Annotated in this window: 18 protein-coding genes; 15 read left to right on the top strand and 3 right to left on the bottom strand. The window is 72.5% G+C overall.

What is annotated here, in order from left to right; genetic code table 11:
* Window positions 1–12 precede the first annotated feature (12 nt).
* The 5 genes from H508_RS0105645 to H508_RS0105625 are packed head-to-tail and all read left to right on the top strand — an operon-like array spanning window position 13 to window position 4,410.
* The gene (locus H508_RS0105645; protein ID WP_051222820.1) at window positions 13–963 is read left to right on the top strand and encodes a siderophore ABC transporter substrate-binding protein; all 951 of its coding nucleotides are present in this window, start codon (window positions 13–15) and stop codon (window positions 961–963) included.
* A gap of 7 nt (window positions 964–970) precedes the next feature.
* Window positions 971–1,945 (top strand): ABC transporter permease, encoded by a 975-nt coding sequence (locus H508_RS0105640; RefSeq protein ID WP_035254168.1) that lies wholly within the window; start codon window positions 971–973, stop codon window positions 1,943–1,945.
* Window positions 1,938–2,963, top strand: a complete 1,026-nt coding sequence (locus H508_RS0105635) for an iron chelate uptake ABC transporter family permease subunit (protein WP_245569463.1) — start codon at window positions 1,938–1,940, stop codon at window positions 2,961–2,963. The genes H508_RS0105640 and H508_RS0105635 overlap by 8 nt, the downstream gene beginning before the upstream one ends.
* Window positions 2,960–3,718 carry an iron ABC transporter ATP-binding protein gene (locus H508_RS0105630; protein ID WP_026373348.1) on the top strand — a complete coding sequence of 253 codons (759 nt, stop codon included), beginning with the start codon at window positions 2,960–2,962 and terminating at the stop codon, window positions 3,716–3,718. The genes H508_RS0105635 and H508_RS0105630 overlap by 4 nt, the downstream gene beginning before the upstream one ends.
* Window positions 3,719–3,750: 32 nt before the next feature.
* Window positions 3,751–4,410, top strand: a complete 660-nt coding sequence (locus H508_RS0105625; protein ID WP_026373347.1) for an SDR family oxidoreductase — start codon at window positions 3,751–3,753, stop codon at window positions 4,408–4,410.
* A 252-nt stretch (window positions 4,411–4,662) separates the two neighbouring features.
* Here H508_RS0105625 and H508_RS0105620 read toward each other — a convergent pair whose 3' ends face one another.
* On the bottom strand, window positions 4,663–5,763 hold the full coding sequence (locus H508_RS0105620) for a GNAT family N-acetyltransferase (protein ID WP_026373346.1): 1,101 nt from the start codon (window positions 5,761–5,763) through the stop codon (window positions 4,663–4,665).
* 40 nt (window positions 5,764–5,803) lie between these two features.
* Here H508_RS0105620 and H508_RS0105615 point away from each other — a divergent pair, with 40 nt between their 5' ends.
* Window positions 5,804–6,613 carry an LLM class F420-dependent oxidoreductase gene (locus H508_RS0105615; RefSeq protein WP_026373345.1) on the top strand — a complete coding sequence of 270 codons (810 nt, stop codon included), beginning with the start codon at window positions 5,804–5,806 and terminating at the stop codon, window positions 6,611–6,613.
* A gap of 4 nt (window positions 6,614–6,617) precedes the next feature.
* Here H508_RS0105615 and H508_RS0105610 read toward each other — a convergent pair whose 3' ends face one another.
* Entirely contained in the window at window positions 6,618–7,712 is a 1,095-nt protein-coding gene (locus H508_RS0105610) for a carboxylate-amine ligase (RefSeq protein WP_026373344.1), read from the bottom strand.
* A gap of 183 nt (window positions 7,713–7,895) precedes the next feature.
* Between H508_RS0105610 and rpsP the strand changes: the two genes are divergently transcribed.
* The 8 genes from rpsP (at window position 7,896) to H508_RS0105570 (ending at window position 12,705) form a co-directional block, all read left to right on the top strand.
* Window positions 7,896–8,321: a 30S ribosomal protein S16 gene (rpsP, locus tag H508_RS0105605; protein WP_021011435.1), complete on the top strand. Its 426-nt coding sequence runs from the start codon at window positions 7,896–7,898 to the stop codon at window positions 8,319–8,321.
* A 1-nt stretch (window position 8,322) separates the two neighbouring features.
* Window positions 8,323–8,559, top strand: a complete 237-nt coding sequence (locus H508_RS0105600; RefSeq protein WP_021011434.1) for an RNA-binding protein — start codon at window positions 8,323–8,325, stop codon at window positions 8,557–8,559.
* Between the two features lie 7 nt (window positions 8,560–8,566).
* Window positions 8,567–9,262, top strand: coding sequence for a ribosome maturation factor RimM (gene rimM / locus H508_RS14765; protein WP_245569462.1), 696 nt, complete (start codon window positions 8,567–8,569; stop codon window positions 9,260–9,262).
* Between the two features lie 3 nt (window positions 9,263–9,265).
* Window positions 9,266–9,970: a tRNA (guanosine(37)-N1)-methyltransferase TrmD gene (trmD, locus tag H508_RS0105590; protein WP_026373343.1), complete on the top strand. Its 705-nt coding sequence runs from the start codon at window positions 9,266–9,268 to the stop codon at window positions 9,968–9,970.
* A gap of 51 nt (window positions 9,971–10,021) precedes the next feature.
* On the top strand, window positions 10,022–10,633 hold the full coding sequence (locus H508_RS0105585; RefSeq protein WP_026373342.1) for a hypothetical protein: 612 nt from the start codon (window positions 10,022–10,024) through the stop codon (window positions 10,631–10,633).
* A gap of 169 nt (window positions 10,634–10,802) precedes the next feature.
* Entirely contained in the window at window positions 10,803–11,153 is a 351-nt protein-coding gene (gene rplS, locus H508_RS0105580) for a 50S ribosomal protein L19 (protein WP_026373341.1), read from the top strand.
* 143 nt (window positions 11,154–11,296) lie between these two features.
* On the top strand, window positions 11,297–12,076 hold the full coding sequence (lepB, locus tag H508_RS14760; RefSeq protein WP_051222816.1) for a signal peptidase I: 780 nt from the start codon (window positions 11,297–11,299) through the stop codon (window positions 12,074–12,076).
* Window positions 12,073–12,705, top strand: coding sequence for a ribonuclease HII (locus H508_RS0105570; protein ID WP_026373340.1), 633 nt, complete (start codon window positions 12,073–12,075; stop codon window positions 12,703–12,705). The genes lepB and H508_RS0105570 overlap by 4 nt, the downstream gene beginning before the upstream one ends.
* Before the next feature lies 1 nt (window position 12,706).
* On the opposite strand, the gene H508_RS14755 is transcribed toward H508_RS0105570, so the two are convergent.
* On the bottom strand, window positions 12,707–14,539 hold the full coding sequence (locus tag H508_RS14755) for a vWA domain-containing protein (protein WP_051222814.1): 1,833 nt from the start codon (window positions 14,537–14,539) through the stop codon (window positions 12,707–12,709).
* A gap of 165 nt (window positions 14,540–14,704) precedes the next feature.
* On the opposite strand from H508_RS14755, the gene H508_RS0105560 reads away from it, so the two are divergent.
* Entirely contained in the window at window positions 14,705–15,028 is a 324-nt protein-coding gene (locus H508_RS0105560) for a DUF2469 domain-containing protein (RefSeq protein ID WP_021011424.1), read from the top strand.
* Window positions 15,029–15,076 lie beyond the last annotated feature (48 nt).

Below are 15,076 nucleotides of genomic sequence, written 5' to 3'. Positions count from 1 at the left end.
TGGAGTACCTCCATGTCCCGTGCCATCCGCACGACGATCGCGGCCGCCGCCGCGATCGCGCTCCTGGCCGGCTGCAGCGCCAACGCGGCGCCCGCCGAGACCGACGCCGCCGCCGAGACGGTCACCGTCCCGTCGAACCTCGGCGAGGTGCAGGTCGAGGTGCTGCCCGAGCGCGTCGCGGTGCTCGACAACACCGCCATGGAGACGCTGCTCGAGTGGGGCATCACGCCGGTCGCGCTGCCCGTGCAGCTCGTCGCGCCCGAGCGCTTCGCGGAGTGGGTGGAGGACGAGTCGATCGCCGACGTCGGCACGCACCGCGAGCCCGACTTCGAGGCGCTCGCCGAGGCCGAGCCCGACCTCATCATCGGCGGCTACCGCTTCGGCGAGTACACCGAGGACCTCGAGGCGATCGCCCCGACGATCGACATCGCCGCGAACGACGAGCACGAGGGCGGCTACGTCGAGGCGCTGCGCCAGCAGACGACCTCGCTCGGCGCGATCTTCGAGCGCGAGGACGAGGCGACCGCGATCATCGAGGAGCTGGACGCGTCCGTCGAGGCGGCCACCGAGGCGGCAGCGGGGCAGAGCGTCTTCCTCGGCATCGTCAACGGCGGCAAGCTCGACAACGGCGCGGAGCGCATCTCGCGCCTCTCCGACGCGATCGACATGACCGACGTCTTCGCGGGTGAGGCGGGCGACATCCACCAGGACTCGGGCCTCGCGCCCGAGACGATCGCGCAGGCCGACCCCGACTGGGCGATCGTGCTCGACCGCGACGCCGGCACCGGCACCGAGGACGCGCAGCCCGCGAAGCAGGTCATCGAGGGCAACCCCGCCCTCGCGGGCACCCGCTTCGTGCAGGAGGGCCACATCGTCTACCTCGAGGACGACTTCTACCGCACCGAGGGCGTGCAGGCCTACACCCGCGCGTTCGACCAGGTCGCCCAGGCGATGGCCGACTGATCCCCTTGTGACCGTCAGGACCGCCAGCGAGCGCCGGCTGCTGCCGGCGCTCGCTGGCGTGACCGCGCTCCTCGTCGTCGCCTCCCTCCTCGTGGGCGGCTACGGGATCTCGTTGACCGGCCTCTTCACCGATCCCGCGCAGCTCGAGATGTTCCTCATCTCACGCGTGCCGCGCACGCTCGCGCTCATCTTCGCGGGCGTCGCGATGAGCGTCTCGGGCGTCGTCATGCAGCTCATCACCCAGAACCGCTTCGTCGAGCCGACGACCGCGGGCACCTCGCAGTGGGCGGGGCTCGGCATGCTGCTCATCCTCATCACGTGGCCGGACGCCCCGGTCATGGTGCGGATGGTCTTCGCGACCGCCGCGGCCTTCGTCGGCACCCTCGTCTTCCTCGCGATCCTGCGCCGCGTGCGCACGCGCGGGCCGCTCATCGTGCCGCTCGTCGGCATCATGCTCGGCGCGATCATCGGCGGCGTCACGCAGTTCCTCGCCGCTCGCGCCGACCTGCTGCAGTCGATGGCCGCGTGGAGCTCGGGCGGCTTCAGCGGCATCGTGCAGGGCTTCTACGAGCCGCTCTGGGCCGCCGCGCTCGTCGCGATCGTCGTGTGGATCATGGCCGACCGCTTCACGATCGCGGGGCTCGGCGAGGGCATCGCCACGAACCTCGGCATCGACTACCGCGTCATCACGCTCATCGGCATCTCGGGCGTCGCGCTCTGCTCGGGCGTCACGAGCGTCGTGGTGGGCTTCATCCCCTTCCTCGGGCTCGTCGTGCCGAACGTCATGCGCCTCCTGCTCGGCGACGACCTGCGCCGCAGCCTCCCGTGGATCGCGATCGCCGGCGTCGCGCTGCTGCTCGCGTGCGACCTCATCGGCCGCACGATCGTCGCGCCCATGGAGATCCCCGCATCCGTCATCATGGGCGCCGTCGGCGCCGTCGCCTTCGTCGCCTTCCTCCTGCGCGGGAGGCAGCGTGCCTGACGCCCTGCCGCCGCGCGCCCCGGCTCCGCGCGCGCTGAGCGACCGCGCGCCGAGCGCTCCCACCGGCACCCGCCCGGCGCTGCGGCTCGCGATCGTCTGGTCGCTCGCGCTCGCCGCGCTCGTCGCGGTGCTGCTCGTCGACGTGCGCGGCCCGCTCGAGCTCGCGATGCCGCGCCGCGCGACGCTCGTGGGGGGCATCCTCGTCGCCTCGTTCGCGCACGCCGTCGCGACCGTCATCTTCCACACCGTGACGTCGAACCGCATCCTGACCCCGTCGATCATCGGCTTCGACTCGATGTACACGCTCATGCAGACGCTCACCGTCTTCGTGTTCGGCGGCTCGGCGATCGCGGCGACCGACGGCCTGCCGAAGCTGCTCGCGCAGACGGCGCTCATGGTGATCGCCGCGACCGCGCTCTACACGTGGCTGCTCGACCGCTCGGGCGGCGGGGTGCTGACCCTCCTGCTCGTGGGCGTCGTCATCGGCCTCGCGTTCGACTCCGTCTCGTCGTTCGTGCAGCGCATCCTCTCGCCGACCGACTACGACCTGCTGAGCCTCGAGCTCTTCGGCAGGCTCTCGTCGGTGCAGCCCGACCACCTGCCGCTCGCGCTCGCCGTCTGCGGCGCGGTCGGGGCGGTGGTGTGGATGCGTCGGCGCCGGCTCGACGTCGTCCTGCTCGGGCGCGACGGGGCCACGGCCCTCGGCGTCGACCACCGCCGCGAGCTCATCGTCGCGCTCATCTGCGTCTCGGTGCTCGTCGCGTTCGCGACCGCGCTCGCGGGACCCATGACGTTCTTCGGGTTCCTCGTCGCGACGCTCGCGTACCGCCTCGCGGGCTCTCACAAGCACGCGCACGTGCTGCCGATGGCCGTCGGCCTCGGCGTGCTCGCCCTCGCGGGCGCGCAGCTCGTCATGCGCCACGTGTTCGACGCCGCGGGGCTCGTCACCGTCATCATCGAAGTCGTCGGCGGCATCGCGTTCCTCGCGCTGCTGCTGGGCCGGAGGAGGCCGAAGTGATCGCCATCGAGCAGGTCTCGAAGCGCTACGCCGAGCACGTCGTGCTCGGGCCCGTCTCGAGCGAGGTGCCCGCGGGCGGCATCACGGCGCTCGTGGGCCCGAACGGCGCGGGCAAGTCGACGCTGCTGTCGGTCATCGGGCGCCTCCTGGACCCCTCGGCGGGCTCCGTGCGCGTCATGGGCCACGACGTGCAGGCGACGAAGTCGGCCGACCTCGCCCGGATCGTCTCGATCCTGCGGCAGGAGAACCGGCTGGAAGCGCGGCTCACGGTGCGCGAGCTCGTCGCATTCGGCCGCTTCCCGTGGTCGGGCGGCCGCCTCACGTTCGGCGACCAGCAGCACATCGATCGCGCGATCCGCTTCCTGCACCTCGAGGACCTCGCCGACCGCCAGCTCGACGCGCTCTCGGGCGGGCAGCGGCAGCGCGCGTTCGTCGCGATGGTGCTCGCGCAGGACACCGAGGTCGTGCTGCTCGACGAGCCGCTCGCGAGCCTCGACCCGAAGCACGCGGTCGCGATGATGCGCGAGCTGCGCGCGGCCGCCGACGACCTCGGCCGCACGATCGTCATCGTGCTCCACGACCTCAACATGGCCGCGGCCTTCGCCGACCGCATCCTCGCCCTCAAGGACGGGCAGATCTGCGTCGAGGGCACCGTCGACGAGGTCATGCAGGACGCCGTGCTCGAGCGCGTCTTCGACACGCCCGTGCGCGTGCACCGCATCGACGATCGCCCGTTCGCGGTCTTCACGCCCTGACTCCGTCCAGGTCGCGCGCGTAGCGTGGCGGCATGGCACGCATCCTCATCCTCGGCGGTCACGGCAAGGTCGCGCTCCTCGCGGAGCCCATGCTCGTGGAGGCCGGTCACTCCGTCCACGCCGTCATCCGCAACGCCGATCACGTCTCCGACGTGCAGCAGACCGGTGCGGAGCCGGTCGTCGCCGACCTCGAGTCGCTCGACCAAGCGGGCATCGACGAGCTGCTCGACGGCTTCGACGTCGTCGTCTGGTCGGCGGGCGCCGGAGGCGGGAGCCCCGAGCGCACGTGGGCGGTCGACCGCGATGCGGCGATGAAGGTCGTGGATGCGGTGGCCCGCTCGGGCGCGCGGCTCCTGATGGTCTCGTACTTCGGCGCGAGCCTCGAGCACGGCCTCTCGCCGGACGAGCCGTTCTACGCGTACGCGGAGGCGAAGGCGCTCGTCGACGAGGCGATCCGCGAGCGCGTCGCCGACTGGGTCATCCTGCAGCCGTCGGGCCTCACGCTCGACGACGAGACGGGCATCGAGGTCGACGAGCCGGAGGGCTCGATCGAGTCGGGCGAGATCCCGCGCGCGACCGTCGCCCGCCTCATCGCCGAGACCGTCGACAACCCGGCGGTCACGCGCCGCTCGATCCGCTGCAACGCGGGTGACACCCCGGTGCGCGACGCCCTCGCCTCCCTCGCGGCCTGACGCCCGCCCACCACCCGCAGAGCGGTCATCTCGGCCCGCGAGGGGTCACTTCCGCGCGTGAGTGGTCGGCTCCGCCCGTGAGTGGTCAGTTCCGTCTGTGAGTGGTCAGTTCCGTCTGTGAGTGGTCACTTCCGCCTGTGAGTGGTCACTGCACCAGGAAGTGACCGCTCGAGCGCGGAAGTGACCGCTCGAGCGCGGAAGTGACCGCTCGAACGCGGAACTGACCGCTCGGGCGCGGAAGTGACCGCTCGGCTACAGCTCGATGCTGTACATCCGCGAGCCGTGCTCCTGGACGTAGCCGAGGCTCGCGTAGAGGCCGTGCGCGCCGCTCGGGTTCTCGGTGTCGACGTCGAGCACCGCGGCCTCCATGCCGGCGTCCTCGAACGAGCGCATGCTCGCGGCGAGCGCCGCGATCGCGGCCTTCCTGCCGCGGTACGCGCGGCGCGTGCCGAGCAGGCCCGTGTAGCCGAACGAGTACCCGCGCACCTCGAAGTCGGCCTCGAACCTGCTGTTGTACGCGTACGCGACCACGAGCGGCGCGCCGGCGCGCAGCGCGTCGGCCGTCGACGCATCCGTCCGCTCGTCCGCGAGCAGCGCCTCCACGTCCGGCGAGTCGTCGACGACGACGTGCGACCACTCGGGCGCGAACTCGCTGCGGCCGCTCTGCCACTGCTCCGGCGTCTGCGGCTCGCTGCCCCAGTGGTCGCGGAACGCGTCGTTGTGCGCGAGCCGGGTCGCGTCGTCGAGCTCGGGGGAGAAGTCCGCGAGCCGCAGCGAGCCGTTCAGCTCGACCTCGGGGATGGGCGGCGCGCCCTCGCCGAGCGGGCGCTTGAGGTCGGCGAAGTAGCGGCGCGCCGCGAAGCCCGCGTGCTCGAAGATGCGGTGGCGCGCGGTGTCGGTGTCCTCCGCGTAGGCGGCGATGCGGCCGGGCAGCTCCTTGCCGGAGGCTGCCAGCAGCTGCCGGGCGCGCGCGACCTGCCACGCGAGCAGCTCGCGGCCGATGCCCTCGCCCCGCCGATCGGGATGCACGCCGCCGGAGACGAACGCGCGCACCGTGCGGACGTCGCCGGGCGTCGTCATGACGAAGCCCACGGCGCGCAGCTGCGCCTCGTCGTCAAGGCCGAGCATCGATTGCGTCGACAGGTCGACCCACGGCGCCTCGAGCTCCTCGCGCACCTCGTCGACCGTCTCGCGGAACGGCAGGTCGTCGGCCTCGCTCATCGCGTTGTTGAAGTCGGCGACGAGCTGCGCGTCGTCGATCGTCGCGGCGCGCCACGACAGGTCGCCGGCGGTGATCTCGGGGAGGGTCTCGGGCGCGGCGGCGCGCTCGGCGATGGGGGAGAGGTCAGGCACCCGCCAAGGGTAGGGTGCGACGACCCGTAGGGTCGAGTCCATGACGGATCGACCCACGAGGATCGGCGTGCAGCTCTCGCCGCAGCACGTCACGATGCAGCAGACGATCGATGCGGCCCACCGGCTCGAGGAGATGGCCGTCGACGCCGTCTTCGGCTGGGACCACTTCTTCCCGCTCACGGGCGACCCCGACGGCCCGCACTTCGAGGCGACGACGCAGCTCGCGGCGTGGGCGGCGACCACTGAGCGCGTGCAGCTCGGCCCGCTCGTGTTCTGCAACTCCTACCGCAACCCCGACCTGCTCGCCGACGTCGCCCGCACGATCGACCACATCTCGAACGGCCGCTTCATCTTCGGCATCGGCAGCGGATGGTTCGAGCGCGACTACCTGGAGTACGGCTACGACTTCGGCACCGTGGGCTCGCGGCTCAACGACCTCGCCGCGGCGCTCCCGCGGATCCGTGCCCGCTGGGAGAAGCTCAACCCGCCGCCCGTCGGCGCGATGCCGATCCTCATCGGCGGAAAGGGCGAGCAGAAGACGCTGCCGATGGTCGCGGAGCACGCCGACATCTGGCACTCGTTCGTCGGCCCCGACGAGCTGCCGCACAAGCTCGACGTGCTGCGGCGCGCGTGCGAGGCGCGCGGCCGCGACATCGCCGAGATCGAGGTCTCGAACGGCGCGAGCGTGCGCGACGGGGTCGGCGGCGTCGGCTTCGACCGGCTCGACGCGCTGCACGCAGCAGGCACGCGGCTGTTCACGATCCCGCTCTCGGGCGACGACACCCCGGACGGCTACGACCTCGAGCGCGTCGAGTCGTTCCTCCGCTGGCGCGACGGCAAGGACGCCTAGCGGGCTACGCGCGCATCGCCTCGGCGAGCTCGGCCATCACGGCCGCGTGCCCGCCGCGCTCGAAGGCGGCGCGCTGCCGCGCGGGCCAGCCGCCGGTCGCGAGCACGCGCTCGACGGCGCCGAGCGAGCGCGTCGCGCCGAGGTCGGCGGCGATCGGCGCGAGCCGGTCGGCCGCCTCGGCGATCGCGTCGGCGGCGCGCTGCAGCGTGCCCTGCTCGTCGACGATGACGGTCGCCTCGAGGCCGTCGCGCGCCGCGCGCCACTTGTTCTCCTTCACGAGCCAGTAGGGCAGGTGGAGCTGCGCCCTCCCCTCGTCGAGGTCGCGCGACGCCTCCTCGATGAGGCAGTGGGTGAGCGCCGTGACGGCGGCGAGGTCGTCGATCGACGGCGCGCCGTCGGCGACCCGCACCTCGATCGTGCCGATCTCGGGGGAGGGGCGCACGTCCCAGCGCAGCTCACCGAGCTCGTCGATCACGCCGGCGCGCAGCATGTCCTCGAGCGTGCGCTCGTACTCGGGCCAGTCGACGAGCATCGGCGGCAGCCCGCCGGTCGGCAGCTGCTGGAACAGCATCGTGCGGTGCGAGGCGAAGCCCGTGTCGACGCCCTGCCAGAACGGGCTCGAGGCAGAGAGCGCGAGGATGAGCGGCAGCTTGTCGAGCATCGTGCGCAGGAGCGGCACGGCCTTCGCGCGATCCTCGACGCCGACGTGGTTGTGCACGCCGAAGATGATGAGCCGGCGCCCCCAGTCGCCCGCCTTCTCGACGACGCGCCGGTAGCGCGGGTCGTCCGCCTGCTCCTGCTGCCGCCAGCGGCTCGTGGGGTGCGTGCCGGTGCCCACGAGCGCGAGCCCCATGCGCTCCGCCTCGGCGACCGCGCGGTCACGCATGCCGCGCAGCTCGTCGACCGCCGCATCCGTCGTCTCGTGCACGCCCGTGATGAGCTCGATCATGCCCCGCAGGAACTCCTTGTCGAAGCGCGGGTCGTCGATCGCGGCGAGCAGCTCCTTCGCGTGCGGCGCGATGTCGCCCGTCGCGGGGTCGATGAGGGCGAGCTCCCACTCGACGCCGAGGGTCGAGCGCTTCGAGGAGGCGAAGTCCATGCGGGAAGCGTAGGACCGCGAACCTGAGTGGCGCGCGAGCGGATCGAGGATGTGACAGAATGGGGGGTCGAGCACGCGCCCGACCCTCTATCCGGCGCGCGTCGCTCTCCCAGCTCTACGGGTCGCGCATCTCCCACGTGCGCAGGCCGCGGTGCAATCACGAGAGAACAAAGCAGGAGAACTGTGGCAGTCAAGATCCGTCTGAAGCGCTTCGGCAAGATCCGCGCGCCCTTCTACCGCGTCGTCGTGGCCGACTCGCGCACCAAGCGCGACGGTCGCGTCATCGAGGAGATCGGCAAGTACCACCCGACCGAGAACCCCTCGCTCATCGAGATCGACAGCGAGCGGGCGCAGTACTGGCTCGGCGTCGGCGCGCAGCCGACCGAGCAGGTCGCCGCGCTCCTCAAGCTCACGGGCGACTGGGGCAAGCACACGGGCGAGGGCTCGACCGAGAACCAGGTCAAGCAGCCCGAGGGGAAGAAGGCCTTCGTCGCCGACGAGGCCAAGAAGCCGGTGCTCAAGCCCAAGGCCGAGAAGCCCGCCGCGGCCCCCGCGGCCGAGGCCGCCGAGACCGAGGCTGACGCCTCGGCCGAGTCGACCGAGTCCTGAGATGCTGCGCGACGCTCTCGAGCACCTGGTCAAGGGGATCGTCGATCGCCCTGACGACGTGCGCGTCGGCGCGCGCGACTCGCAGCGCGGCGAGGTCCTCGAGGTGCGGGTGCACCCCGAGGACCTCGGCCGCGTCATCGGGCGCGGCGGTCGCACCGCCGGCGCCCTGCGCACCGTGATCGGTGCGCTCCCCGGAGGACGCCGCGTCCGCGTGGACGTGGTGGACACCGATCGCTAGGCCCGCCGTGCCGGCCCGCACCCAGCTGCGCGTCGGACGGATAGCGAGAGCCCACGGGCTCAAGGGCGCTCTGAAGATCGAGCTCTACACCGACGACCCCGGCCGCCGGTTCGTGCCCGGCGCGCGCTTCGCGCTGCAGGTGCCGACGTCGTCGAAGTGGCACGGCAAGTCGATCGAGCTCGTCGAGCTGCGCGTCTACAACGGCAGCCCCGTCGCCTTCTTCAAGGGCATCGGCGACCGCACGGAGGCCGAGACGCTCGTCAAGGCCGTGCTGTGGGTCGAGCAGGACGCGACCGAGCTGCCGACCGAGCCCGACGCCTGGTATGTGCACCAGCTCGCCGGCCTCGACGTCTGGCGCGACGGCGCGCGCGTCGGCCGCGTGGTGCGCGTCGACGCGATGCCCGGGCAGGACATGCTCATCGTCGAGATCGCCGGCGACGAGGTGATGATCCCCTTCGTCAAAGCGATCGTGCCGGAGGTCGACCTGCGCGCCGGCCGCATCGTCATCACGCCGCCGCCCGGCCTGCTCGAGGAGCTCGAGGAGGAGGCGCCCGCCGAGGCGGCCGGGCCCGAGGCGAGCAACCCCGAGGCGAGCGATGCCGAGGTGGCCGACGCCGAGCCGAGCGAGCCCGCGGAGCCCGCCGACGCATCCGGCCCCGACGCCCCCGAGACCTCGGAGACCGCCGACGACGAGCGGGCGTAGCCCGTGCGCGTCGACATCGTCACGATCTTCCCCGAGTTCTTCGGCGTGCTCGACGTCTCGCTGCTCGGCCGCGCGCGCCGCGAGCAGCTGCTCGAGCTGCACGTGCACGACTTGCGCGAGCACACGCACGACCGCCACCGCACCGTCGACGACACGCCCTACGGCGGCGGCGCCGGCATGGTCATGCGGCCCGAGCCGTGGGGTGAGGCCTTCGACGCGCTGCTCGGGGAGGGCGAGTCGGATGCCGTGGTCGTCTTCCCGACGCCTGCGGGCGTGCCCTTCACGCAGTCGCTCGCGCGCGAGCTCGCCGAGGAGTCGCGGCTGATCTTCGCGTGCGGCCGCTACGAGGGGATCGACGCTCGCGTCGCCGAGCACGTCGCCACGCGGGCGCGCGTCATCGAGGTGAGCCTCGGCGACTACGTGCTCAACGGCGGCGAGGTCGCCGCGATGGCGATGATCGAGGCGATCGGCCGGCTCGTGCCGGGCGTCGTCGGCAACCCGGCCTCGCTCGTCGAGGAGAGCCACGAGGACGGTCTGCTCGAGCACCCGTCCTACACGAAGCCCGCCGTGTGGCGCGGGCTCGAGGTGCCCGAGGTGCTCCGCGGCGGCAACCACGGGGCGATCGCCGCCTGGCGGCGCGAGCAGGCGCTCGAGCGCACGCGGCGGGTGCGGCCGGATCTGCTGCCGGCCGACGGCGCCGACGCGTAGCCCTCAGCGAACACCCGAGCGGCGCCCGAGCGCGGTCGGTAGATTCGAGCCATGGCCTCCACCGCCCCCTCGACGCAGCGGCACTGGGCGCTGCGCGCGTTCTTCTGGGTGATGATCGGCGCGATCGTCGTGCTGCCGGTGTGGATCATGTTCGGCCGCGCGCTCGCGGGCGCGCCGCTCGGCGACGCGCTGCTGCTGCAGGCCTTCCTCGGACCGGGGCTCGCGATCCTCATCGGCGCGGTGGTCGGCATCACGATCGCGCGCAAGCAGGTGCGGAAGCCCCGCGCGGCCCAGTGGCGCGACGTGAGGCTGCTCGGGCCGTGGCTGCTCGTGATCGCGCTGCTGGGCGTCACGGTGGTCGACACCGCCGGCGGCCGCACGGGGAGCGCGCTCACCGCGTGGCTCGGCGACGGCTGGCTCACGGCCTCCCAGTCGTTCACCGCGATCGGGATCATGGCGACGATCATCGGCGGCGTCGTGCTGTTCTGGCTCCAGGTGCTCGAGCTCGGCCGCGAGACGCGCGCCCGGGTCGAGCGCGCCGTGAACGACCTGCAGGCGCCGCTGCTCGAGCAGCAGGCCCGTCAGGCGGATGCGTCGTTCGAGCGCATCGAGGGGCCGCAGTCGGGGCGCGTCATCGGCCTCGAGGGCGAAGAGCTGCGCTGAGCGCGCCGCCCGCGTTGGCGCGCGGGCCTCGGGTGTGGCAAGATTGCTCGTTGGTGCCTCGCACGGCTTCCGCCTGAGCGCGGCCTCTGCCACAGGGGAGAGAGCGGGCACCGCAACCCCGAACCCATGACGCGGCCGACCTGTGGCGGCTGCAGAGAGCGATACCGCCATGCACATCCTCGACAAGGTCGACGCAGCCAGCCTCCGCACCGACGTCCCCGACTTCCGCCCCGGCGACAACGTCAAGGTGCACGTCAACATCATCGAAGGCTCGCGCTCGCGCGTGCAGATCTTCCAGGGCGTCGTCATCGGCCGCCAGGGCCACGGCGTGCGCGAGACCTTCACGGTCCGCAAGGTCTCGTTCCAGGTCGGCGTCGAGCGCACCTTCCCGGTGCACTCGCCGGTCATCGACAAGATCGAGGTCGTGAGCCGCGGCGACGTGCGCCGCGCGAAGCTCTACTACCTCCGCGGCCTGCGCGGCAAGGCCGCCAAGATCCGCGAGAAGCGCGACTTCTCCTGATCCCTCGTGGAGCGGGGCCGGCGACGCCGGCCCCGCTTCCGCGTTCGCGCCCGGTTCGTCACGGAATCGTGACATCGCGCGACGCGTCCGACGGCTGGCGGCATCCCCGCTCGCCTAGACTTGCCGAGGCGAAAGGGCGCGGGATGGCGGACACGGTCGACACGGGCGAGACCCGTGCCGCGGGCCCGTCCCGACGGCGAGGGGCGGTGCTGTTCCTCCGCGACATCGTGGTCATCTTCCTCGTCGCGCTGCTCGTCTCGTTCCTCGTCAAGACGTTCCTCATCCGGCCCTTCTGGATCCCGTCGGAGTCGATGAACGACACCCTGCAGGTCGACGACCGGATCATCGTGAGCCTGCTGACGCCGACGCTCGTGCCCGTCGACCGCGGCGAGATCGTGGTCTTCGAGGATCCGGGTGGGTGGCTCCCCGAGCCGGCCGCGCAGCCGGAGAAGAGCGGCATCGTCGGCGCGATCGACTGGTTCCTCACCTTCGTCGGCCTCGCGCCCGAGGACGACCACGGCTACCTCATCAAGCGCGTGATCGGCCTCCCCGGCGACCGCGTGCAGTGCTGCAACGACTTCGGGCAGCTCATGGTGAACGGCGTCCCGCTCGACGAGCCCTACCTGCACCTCGACGTCGCGGGGCAGCCGGCGAGCGCGCAGGGCTTCGACGTCACGGTGCCCGAGGGCCACGTCTGGGTGATGGGCGACAACCGCAACCACTCAGGCGACTCGCGCGCCCACATCGACGCGCCGGGCGGCGGCTTCGTGCCGATGCAGTCGCTCGTCGGCCGCGCGATCCTCGTCTCCTGGCCGCTCGAGCGCTGGGCGTGGCTCGACGACTTCGAGTCGACGTTCGTCGGCGTCGAGCCGCGGGGCTCGGCGCTCGGACCGGTGAGCGCCGAGGCGGTGCCGTCGGCATGACGGTCGTGTCGCCGACGCTCGACCACGAGCGCGAGCTGTGGGCCGAGACGCCCGTCGTCATCGGCATGGATGAGGTGGGTCGCGGCGCGCTCGCCGGTCCCGTGAGCGTCGGCGCGCTCGCGCTCCGCGACGGCTGCGGGCCGCACCCCGAGCACCTCCGCGACTCGAAGGCCATGACGGCGCTGCGCCGCACGGCGACGGCGCCGCTCGTGCGCGAGTGGGGCGTGAGCGCCGTCGGGCACGCTTCGAACGACGAGATCGACCGCTTCGGCATCCAGGTCGCGCTGGGCCTCGCCGGTCGCCGCGCGCTCGTCGCGCTCCACGCGCTCGGCGTGCACGTGCCGAGCGCCGCGATCCTGCTCGACGGCACGCACGACTGGCTCGCGCCGGCCCTCCGCGTGCCCGTGCGCACGGTGCTGCGCGCGAAGGCCGACCGCGACTGCGCATCCGTCTCGGGCGCCGCGCTCGTCGCGAAGGTCGAGCGCGACGAGCGGATGGTCGAGGCCGACGCCGTGCACGCGGGCTATGCCTGGGCGTCCAACAAGGGCTACGGCTCGGCCGAGCACCTCGCGGCGATCTCGGCGCTCGGGCCGACGGTGCTGCACCGGCGCACCTGGCTCCACCGCTGAGTCAGCGGTCGAAGGAGCGTCGTCCTCGGCGCTGCACGAGCCAGACGGCGAGTGCTACAAGAGCGATGAGCACGAGGCCGATGCCGAACATGGTCGCGATGAATGGCCATGGGACCGCCGCGAGATCCGCGGCGTCGCTCGCCGTCCCCGGTTCCTGCCGGTCGCCTGCCGCGGTCGGCCGCCCGGAGGCGCCCGGTGCTCCGCTCACCTCGCCGACCACCTCGATCGTCACGAGGAGTCGCGCCGGCACCGCGCCAGCGTCGGCGCCGAAGCCCACCGCCACGACGTGCTCGCCATCCATGAGCGCTCGGCGGACCAGGCCGGGATTCGCATCGAAGCGCACCGGGCTCGTCGTCGTCGCGACGGCTGCGCCGGGCTCGGGCAGCGTCTGCGACCACCGAGTGCCGTCCGCTGTGGTGGCGAGCAGCGCCGCGACATCCGCACCAACGGGGTCGAGCACCTGCAGGATGCCCCAAGCGTTCGGGGGTGCAGGCAGATCGGGGTCGAGCCGCGCATCGACGCGGACGGTCTGGCCCCAGTCGGCGTGCACGCGGAAGAACTGGAACTCGCTCGGCAGCATGTCGGTCGAGTAGGAGCCGGGTCGAACGAGCGGTGCGTCGTTGAGGCTCGACCCGCCGACCACGGCGCCCGCGGCGGCGTCCGGCGTCGCCGCGAGCGACCAGCCGCGCTCGGCATCGACCGGCGGTGGGAGGGCCTCGACGTCCGGCCACGGCTGCTCCCGGATGCGCAGCTCGAACGCGACGGGCACGGGCGGCGGCACCGTCGCCTCGAGCGTCAGGACGAGCGCCTCCGCCGTCGCGCAGGTGTGCTCCGGGGAGCCCTCGGCCGCGGAGAGCCGTCCGCTGAACACGGAGAAGCGATCGCCGCTGAGCGCCGCGATGCTCGTGGCGTCGCATGGCTCGCCCGTCGGCGTCGACAGCGATGCCTCGACCGTGAGGCTGCCGTCGTGCGGAAGCCGTCCGGCGAGGCCGACGTGCACGACGGAGCCAGGCGTGGTCCGTCGCACGAGGTATCGCGCGGCGTCCGAAGTGGTGCGGACCGCGTCGACGTACTGCACGCCGGGCCGCAGCGTCGGCGCGGACTCGGCGTCCGCGGTGCCCACGACCGCCTCGCCGACCACGTTGAACGGGCGGAACGCGCGGTCGGAGAGCCGCTCGAGCGCGTGCTGGAGGCTCGCCGCCTCGGAGACGTCGAGGTAGTCGCCGCGGCCCCGATCCGCGACGCACTCGAGCTGCTGGCGAGCGGCAGCGTCGACGTCGAAGCCGATCACGTCGATCCGCAGCTGCATGTCGCCCTGCGCGAGCTCGCCGGCGACGACGCACGGGTCCGGCTCGCAGTTGGCGATGCCGTCCGAGACGAGCAGGATGGCGCGCTGCCCGCTGTCGCCGAGGTCCTGCTCCGCCTGCTGGAGGGCGAAGCCGATGGGCGTCTCGCCGTACGGTGCGATGCCGTCGATCGCCGACCGCAGCTGGTGCCGGTTGTCCGTCGCGATCGGCACGAGCAGCTGCGAGTCGGTGCACGCCCCCGGCTGGCCTGCGAGCATGCTCGCGCCGAAGACGCGCAGGCCGACGCGGTTGCCGGCGGGGATGCCGCCGATCACGACACCCGCGGCACTCTGCGCCGCGGCCATGCGGGAGCCGCCGCCGGCGGTGGGCTCCGCCATCGAGCCCGAGGCGTCCAGCACGACGACGAGCGCGCCGTCAGCACCCGGGGTACCGGCAGCCCGGGACGGCGAGGCGTTGAGCGCCGCTGCCGAGCCCAGTCCCGCCACGCACATCGCGCCCACGATCAGTGCAGCGAGGCTGCGCCGCATATGCACTCCTTCTCGCAAAGATGCTGAGGAAGAATCTACGCGCTGGTGTCGTCGACTGGTGCGGGCGGCCGCTCAGCATCTGCGAAGCGCGCGCGCGGCGGGACCGCACTGCGGACGGTGGCCGGCCGGAACCGACGCGGGCCGGTGAGCGCATAGGATGGCAGGGTGGAGCCCGAGGACATCGAGGACTACGACCGCGAGGTCGAGCTGGCCCTCTTCAAGGAGTACCGCGACGTCGTCGGCATGTTCAAGCACGTCGTGGAGACCGAGCGACGGTTCTACCTCGCGAACGACGTCAAGGTGACGCGGCACGACGCCGGCACGGACTTCTACTTCGAGCTCGAGCTCACCGACGTCTGGGTGTGGGACATCTACCGCTCCGACCGCTTCATCAAGTCGGCGCGGATCCTGACGTTCAAGGACGTCAACGTCGAGGAGCTCGCCTCCCGCGACCTCGAGCTGCCGAAGGACCTCGCGATCGAGGAGTGACGCTGGCGGGCGCTGAGCGCCCGCGCGTTCTCCACAGCCTCGCGCCAT

The sequence above is a fragment of the Agrococcus lahaulensis DSM 17612 genome (assembly GCF_000425105.1).
In the GTDB taxonomy this organism is placed as follows: domain Bacteria; phylum Actinomycetota; class Actinomycetes; order Actinomycetales; family Microbacteriaceae; genus Agrococcus; species Agrococcus lahaulensis.
This window is presented reverse-complemented; position numbering and strand designations above follow the sequence as displayed.